Source organism: uncultured Succinivibrio sp. (genome assembly GCF_902756765.1).
Lineage (GTDB): Bacteria > Pseudomonadota > Gammaproteobacteria > Enterobacterales > Succinivibrionaceae > Succinivibrio.
The window spans coordinates 1-6,963 of sequence record NZ_CACVSS010000140.1 but is presented as its reverse complement, the minus strand read 5'-3'; the positions used below and the strand labels follow the sequence as shown (position 1 = coordinate 6,963).

General features: G+C 37.0%; 7 protein-coding genes. 5 read left to right on the top strand and 2 right to left on the bottom strand.

From position 1 onward, the window contains the following. Nucleotides 1-203: 203 nt before the first annotated feature. From QZU45_RS11530 to QZU45_RS11515, 4 genes are all read left to right on the top strand, one after another. Entirely contained in the window at nucleotides 204-2,078 is a 1,875-nt protein-coding gene (locus QZU45_RS11530; protein ID WP_295355431.1) for a DDE-type integrase/transposase/recombinase, read from the top strand. Nucleotides 2,079-2,080: 2 nt separating this feature from the next. Continuing rightward, nucleotides 2,081-2,824, top strand: a complete 744-nt coding sequence (locus tag QZU45_RS11525; protein WP_295355429.1) for an ATP-binding protein — start codon at nucleotides 2,081-2,083, stop codon at nucleotides 2,822-2,824. Further along, complete coding sequence (locus QZU45_RS11520) at nucleotides 2,814-3,113, top strand: hypothetical protein (protein ID WP_295355427.1); 300 nt, start codon at nucleotides 2,814-2,816, stop codon at nucleotides 3,111-3,113. Before QZU45_RS11525 ends, QZU45_RS11520 begins: the two co-directional genes overlap by 11 nt. 340 nt (nucleotides 3,114-3,453) lie before the next feature. Continuing rightward, a complete protein-coding gene (locus tag QZU45_RS11515) occupies nucleotides 3,454-3,780 on the top strand; it encodes a hypothetical protein (protein ID WP_295355425.1) in 327 nt (108 codons plus the stop codon). 207 nt (nucleotides 3,781-3,987) lie between these two features. Here QZU45_RS11515 and QZU45_RS11510 read toward each other — a convergent pair whose 3' ends face one another. Both QZU45_RS11510 and QZU45_RS11505 read right to left on the bottom strand, forming a co-directional pair. After that, nucleotides 3,988-4,233 (bottom strand): hypothetical protein, encoded by a 246-nt coding sequence (locus tag QZU45_RS11510; RefSeq protein ID WP_295355424.1) that lies wholly within the window; start codon nucleotides 4,231-4,233, stop codon nucleotides 3,988-3,990. Nucleotide 4,234: 1 nt separating this feature from the next. Further along, the gene (locus tag QZU45_RS11505; RefSeq protein ID WP_295355422.1) at nucleotides 4,235-5,506 is read right to left on the bottom strand and encodes a tyrosine-type recombinase/integrase; all 1,272 of its coding nucleotides are present in this window, start codon (nucleotides 5,504-5,506) and stop codon (nucleotides 4,235-4,237) included. 434 nt (nucleotides 5,507-5,940) lie between these two features. Between QZU45_RS11505 and QZU45_RS11500 the strand changes: the two genes are divergently transcribed. Next, the coding region (locus tag QZU45_RS11500) for a hypothetical protein (RefSeq protein WP_295355420.1) at nucleotides 5,941-6,963 on the top strand (1,023 nt) is incomplete at its 3' end.

Below are 6,963 nucleotides of genomic sequence, written 5' to 3'. Positions count from 1 at the left end.
ATTAATTATCAATCCGAGATCCTAATCCTTTCTCTTGCAAAACCACCTCTTTTTGCAAAATCCCAAACACTCTTCTAGCCACATATTTTTTTGATTCAGTGCTCATTATTTTTTCTGTAATACATACGTACTCGTACTAAAAAATGTACAGATATTCAATCTGTTAATATTCACCTTACTTCACTTTTTTAGAGAGGTGATTTATGACAGATAGACAAAGGTTTAAAACTAAACCCGTTATTCCCGACCACAACCTTTTTTATAGAAGAGTTAAATTTCTCTGTATTCATTCATCTTTTGCCGGAGAGCAGAATATTGATTTACAGATGAGTCACGGTGCTGCTGTCAGACTAAAAAAGAAAATTACAGAACTCAAACTAACCGAAGAACAGGTTCTTTCTATGACGCCATCAGAACTCATTGAAAAGTATTTCTCAAAGGATAGAGTTAACTCCAGAAAATTTATTATTAAGGGCATTCGTGGCAACGTAACCTACCTGGTGCCTGATTTTGGGGTAATGTCCAGGGAATACATGCGCAGCTGTGCTCACAGCGGAGGCTCAACCAACCGTAAGTTGGAACTGCAGCGAAAAGTTATATACGAGGATGTTTACTGCTCCGAGGAAAACAGGGAGAAATGCAGAAAGGAAAATCTCACCCTGTATTCTCTATCTAACTTTTGTCGCTTATGGAGAGCCTATGAAAAATCCAATATAGTTCCAACCTTCAGACGAAAGGAAGTGCCTGGAGCCATAGCTGAATTCGACTTTACCGGTGTCACCATGCGCTGTAAGGATGGTACCAGAGCTCAGTTTGCTGTTCTGGTACTGGCATATTCCAGACTTACCTACATCGAGGCAATTCCTTCACAAAGCGCTCCTGATTCTGCACAGGCAATCGTCAATGGCTTTAAATACTTTGGAGGAACAACTGAGTCGCTCCGCATAGACAACTTCAAAGCTGCAGTATCCTATTGCGGTAAATATGGAGGTGAATTTACCGCAACCTACAGAATGCTTGCTAACTTCCTTGGCTGCTCATTATCCTCAATGCCGGTTCGCAGTGGCTGGCTTAAGGGCCATGCTGAGGCTGCAGTTAAAATTGCGACTCATACCCTTATTGCAAGAATGAAGAAAAGAGAGCGTGACGGTCAGTCTTTTGAAAACATTAAGGAAATGAATGACTGGCTTATTCGTAACCTTGATTTAATCAACAATCATAAGGTTCGTGGTCTTAACTCAAGCCGAAGAGTAATTTTTGAGGAGGATGAACGAAACAAACTCCATCCTGTTGCAAACTGGGACCTTCATCTCTCAGAAATCGAAAACAGAACGGTTCCTGCAACCTCAAGATTCGAAATTAACGGCCATGATTACTGTTTACCTGCCAACCTTATAGGATGCAAGGTTCAACTGGAAATAAAGCCTCAGCAGCTGATTTTTTACGAAGACGGCCGACCATTGTGTACCTATAAGCGTCAGGATAATATTCCCGGTACATCAACCTGCAAAGGATACAATCCTCCTCAGCAGCTTTTTATTGAAGTCCTAAAGGAAACTCCTTTACCCATGCTTTATGAATGGGCACAGGCTATCGGTCCTGAAACACTGAAAAAAGTGAAGTCCATCCTTGGAGGGACAATCAATATCGATAAATTAAGGAGAGCTGTAAAACTTTTGAGTTTGCCTCATGAACTTCCTGAGGACTATCCTCTTTTTGAAAAATTTCTTAAGGAGCAGCCTGAATACAGAGGAGTAAGCAAGCTTAAGGAGTTATGGCGTGTATATCCAGACAAGAGTTCCAGCTCAAGATTAGATCCTGTTTATCGGTTCAACTACCTCTTTGAGAAGGTTGAAGCAAAACTTTATGGTGAAGATATAAATCTCTGCTGGGATAAAGAGACAAAAGAGAATCCCCATAAGAATGAACGAGGCATGGTATTTCTTAACTATCCAAAGACAAAAGGGGCTTCAGCAGAGATCACTTCAAATTGCAGTGATCCGAACAGATCAAATTGTAGTGATCCATCTAACACCAATGATCACGATCTAGTTAATCCACAAGAGAAGGAGCAGTAATAATGAGCACTCAGATTGAAGAACTGTTAAAAGATTTGAAGCTAAAATATGCAGTCTCTGCCTATCAGTCATTACAGGAAGATCAAAAGCTTTTAGCCAGCATAACCCTGGATGATGCTCTGTTATCTTTACTTACAGCAGAAATAGACGGCAGAAGCAAGCAGCGACAGATTATGTTACTGCGCATGTCAAAAATACCTGTACTGTCTGAGCTTTCAGATATTGCCTATGATGAAAATCGAGGTCAGAAATTCAGTAAGCTCATGGCAAGACTTAGAACCTTATCCTGGATAGAAACCGGACACAATGTCTGTATATTAGGAAGTTCCGGCAGCGGTAAGACCTTTATTAGTTCTGCTATTGCCAGAGAAGCAACACGTAAGGGATACAGTGTTCTATTCTCCAATGCCCGTGATTTAGCTGCACGATTCACTGAGCTTAGAGCTCAAGGCGCCAGAGTCTATACTCAGGCACGTAAGAGGTTGCAGAACCAGCGCTTACTGGTGCTGGATGATTTCTGCCTGACTCCACCAACGGTTGAAGACACACAGTCTCTCTTTGATATTATGAACGACCGCAGTGGAAAACATTCTACGCTGGTTACCTCTCAGAAAGATGCCAAGCGCTGGGTAGAAGAAATGGGCATTTCTGCGGTTGGAGAGGCAGTAGCAGAAAGAATTGAGGCTAATTCAATAACTATGGTTTTAGGCTCAGGTTCAAGGAGGAGAAAGGCCGATGAACAGTAAAAAGCTTAAAGAGCAATATGAGCAGCTCTCCAGCGACTATGAAATGCTGGGTAATTATTATGAATCACTTAAAGAGGAAAACGGTCAACTGGAGCAGAGCCTTAAGTTACAGTCGCAGGAAAACCAACTGTTATTAGAGCAGATTGATGAGCTAAAACAGATTATAGCAATGCTCCTTGAACAGAATTTACCGATGGACAGAAGTCTAAGGTGTTTGATCAGTAAAACACTGCGGGAAAATATCTCACTGCGACGCAAGGATACTTTGAACGATTCTGTTCCATTTTAACTGTACAGTTGTACACTTGATTTTTTGCTAACTGTACAGTAAAAATCCTGATGAATTTTATTGAATTCTCAGGATTTTTTTTGCATTTCTGTATCTGAAGAGTACACTTAAGGTTGAATGATACATATGTACGTATGATTCAATTTAAAAATAATTGAGTTTTTTGATATTTTTGTGATAAGGAGCACGCTATGCCGGTAAAAGCTAAAGCTACTTACGAGAGTGTACGAGATGCAGTCAATCAACTGGAAAAGGAAGGTAAAGAGGTTAATCCAACCAATGTCCTTAACCTAACAGGAGGCTCCAGAAGCACAGTATACAAGTTTCTAAGCCAACTCCAGTGCCTGAGCTTGAAGACTTAATTAATGAGCAGAGTACAGCCATAATTACATCTCTTTATGAAATCTGCAAACACCGCGCTGAAGAGGTTGTTTTAACCGAATATGAAACAATGAAGAAACGCTTTGCAGATTTACAAAAGACTGCAGAACATATGGATTTAATCGAAGAAAAATACCAGCTGAAAGCGCATAATTTCGAGCTTCAGGAACTGAAGTTAAAGACAGAAAATCAGGAGCTTAAAGAACAGAATAAAATTCTAAAAGATCAGGTTCAAACTTTGAAAGAACAGATTACTGCGTTAAATAAGATAATTAACAAACAGTAAAAAAAGTGTGAGCTGAAATACACTTTAATCGTACAAAAAGTATAGTTCAATCGTACACTTTTGAGCAAATTCCCAAAGTGTACACTTCAACTGTACGATTCAAATTAATTGAAATTTCTTTAAGGATTTTTTTACAAAAAAGGTACTTTTTGCAAAACAGTAAGATCGGATCTCTAATTGATAATTTGACGGATCAGAAATTGATTCTCAACATCTATTATATCTGGTAGACAATGCTTCATGATTACGTAACAGTCTGTATGCTTCTGCATCCTCACGGGTAAAGATTTTTTCTTTCAGCTGTCGCTCATTACAGAATCTATCTAACGCAAGTAATTTGAATATAAGAGTTCTAATCGTATATCCGGATTTTTCCCTTATTTTTAGATATTCAAGTATTTCTGGTGACAATACAGATGAGAATTTTTCAAGATAGTGGGCGATGTTTTCCATGTTAATTTACCTTCTTTAAATCGCTATAAAATGGAGAAATACAAGGTACCATCGGCAGATTACATTGCTTAAGTCTAGAAATATCCAATTTTACGTAATTAAAAGTTATGGATTTATCCTTATGTCCAAGCACCACCTTAACATCTCTAATATCTGCACCGTTTTCAATCATCCTGGTTGCTAGGGAAAATCTTAAGGCATGACAGCCATGCCTGCGATTTGATAAATTAGAGATCCCGGCTCTACGTATATATTTATAGAAAATATTTTCAACTGTATGCGGACGTAATGGTTTTCCAATATTTCCTTCAGATAGCAAAAGGAATAGCTCGCCACTATTAAGTTTGTCATACTCTTGATCATTAGGCCTGCCGTGCTGAATATAATCAACTATAGCGTTGAATACTAATGGTTCAAGCTTAGTATGGATTGGTTCTCCTGTTTTTACCTGATTAAAAGAAATGGTCTGATTTCGCCAGTTGATATACTCAAGTTTTAATTGAGCAATATCGCTGATCCTCCAGCCATAAGCTGCAATACAAAGTAAAATCGCAAAATCCCTCCTGCCTAAAGCGGTTCCTCGGTCGATACATTTCAGAATTGCTTTAACTTCGTTATCTGTGAAAGTTGTCGGAAGTCTTTCTTCTTTTATATATTTTTCTCGTGGAATAAATATTGATAAATCTTGTGTTGTATAAGAGTTGAAAAAAAGCCACTGTAGAAAAATTTTTATATATAGTTTTAAATTGTAGATAGTTTTATGGCTGAGATTAGAACCGTCAAATAATCTAGATAAATGAAAATAATTCAGTTCGGAGAGAGATAATGTGTGATTTAAGCAATATCTGTACAAAATACTCAATGCATATTTATATATACGAGTAGATTGAGGTTTAATTCTAAAGGAAACAGATTGAAGAAATTCTTTATAATATTTTACTTCATTCCCTATATTTTGAGCATCAAAATCAACTAGTTGGATAAAACTCTTACGTCCTATTTTTCCTGTATTTATATAGTTTATTAATGCGTTGCAGGATAAAGCTATAGTCTTTTGTTTTCTTGATAACTCAGCATAAGAATATTCAGTTTTATAAATCGTTTCTTCAAGATATTTATGAATTTCTGTTTCACCAAAATTGTATATATTATTAGCAGTAAGCCATTCATAAAGCTTTCTCCAATAGGTTCGATAGCAATTTAATGAATACACTGATAATGAATCAATGACAGTTGTTTTATCAATTATTTTTTTTAGTTCAGCTATATCCATAACTTTTTTCTCCTTTTTTTGCAGGTGACAATTACTTATCTAAGAAAAGCATTGATTGGTTCAACTGAAAAAGCAATAAAAGAGAATAAAACTGAAAATAATTAATTGATTTGAAAAGTAAATAATATTATGTTAAGAAAAAATAAATAAACTTGTGAGAAAATAATAAGATATCAAAGTCACTCAACAATAACTCTTTCTAAACATAAGATGAAATCAGCGTAATCACTTTTAATCGTAAAAGAAGTATCTGCAAAGTTTTGAAATACGAGATCTCGTATTTCAAAACAAACACCACATTTTAGAAAACACGAGATTATGTCGCATAATGGCTTTTAAAAGCCAAACAACTACTTTCATTTCTCGTGTTTTCTGTTTCATAAATACTTCTCTATACTGAAATTGCAAGGATTTTTCTAATATGGAGATTATTTATGATTATTGAAATATTACCACCAAATTCTGCTTGTGGCATAAATGCCAGCCTTTATCATGTTTCGAAAGATATCGTTATAAAGAGCTCTAAATACAAATGTCCGGCGTGGGCAGAAAGACACATTGCTTGTTATCTTGGTCGTACAAAGCTTGGCTGTCGAAAAACAAATGCACTCGCAAGGTCAGTATTCCTTGGCCTTGTAGAATATGCTGCGTCAAACGGGTGTAACGAAATCTCAAAAGTATCAGAGGAGATTGTTAAAAATTTCCTAAATAATTGTCATAATAAATATCGCAATGATGTCCGTGTTCTGAAACGGATTGTTCTGTGGTTGGCAGCCTTAGGAGAATTACCAACAAGTATATACCGAAATCTGTTTTTGTCTGGAGAACCTGCAGAACAATTTACTGAAATTGAAAGGCGCTTCGGCGGAATTACTGCAGCTAATGACTTCCTGGATTTAACTGAGAAAGCACCGAGTCGACTACCTATTCCTGAATGGGTATTGGATGTTATTACAAAATACTGTGATGTACAGAAAGAAGGAGGGATCTACTCTTCGATAACGACTCACAAAACCAGAATTGTACAAGCATTAGTTGCTGTAAGAATCCTTGTCAGACACTATGGCATAAGATCTTTCAGTGAGCTTATCCCATCGCATGTTAGAGAATTCAGAAAATGCATGGTTGCCAGTACGGCATGTTATCATTTCTCAGCTTTTTTTACTTTTCTCTCCCAAAACAACATCATCAAAGAATGTTTACTTGCTGCTTTCTTAACTAATTTTCCCAAAATGCACCTTCTTAATAACATGGATTTATCAAGTTATCCAGATGGCTACCTGTCAGCTGATGAGTTCTATGCTCTCAGAGATGAGGTTCGCATGACTTTTCTGAAACTTGGATACAAAGAAAGCACGATATCGTGTGCAATGCATGGAATTGAATTACACAGCCATTTTTTGATAGAACATGGTCTGTGTTTTTCTTTGACAGGTGCACTGTGGTGGTGCTCCAAG

Coding starts and splice junctions, on each gene's coding strand:
- QZU45_RS11530 (WP_295355431.1), top strand. CDS start 204: ATGACAGATAGACAAAGGTTTAAAACTAAACCCGTTATTCCCGACCAC.
- QZU45_RS11525 (WP_295355429.1), top strand. CDS start 2,081: ATGAGCACTCAGATTGAAGAACTGTTAAAAGATTTGAAGCTAAAATAT.
- QZU45_RS11520 (WP_295355427.1), top strand. CDS start 2,814: ATGAACAGTAAAAAGCTTAAAGAGCAATATGAGCAGCTCTCCAGCGAC.
- QZU45_RS11510 (WP_295355424.1), bottom strand. CDS start 4,233: ATGGAAAACATCGCCCACTATCTTGAAAAATTCTCATCTGTATTGTCA.
- QZU45_RS11505 (WP_295355422.1), bottom strand. CDS start 5,506: ATGGATATAGCTGAACTAAAAAAAATAATTGATAAAACAACTGTCATT.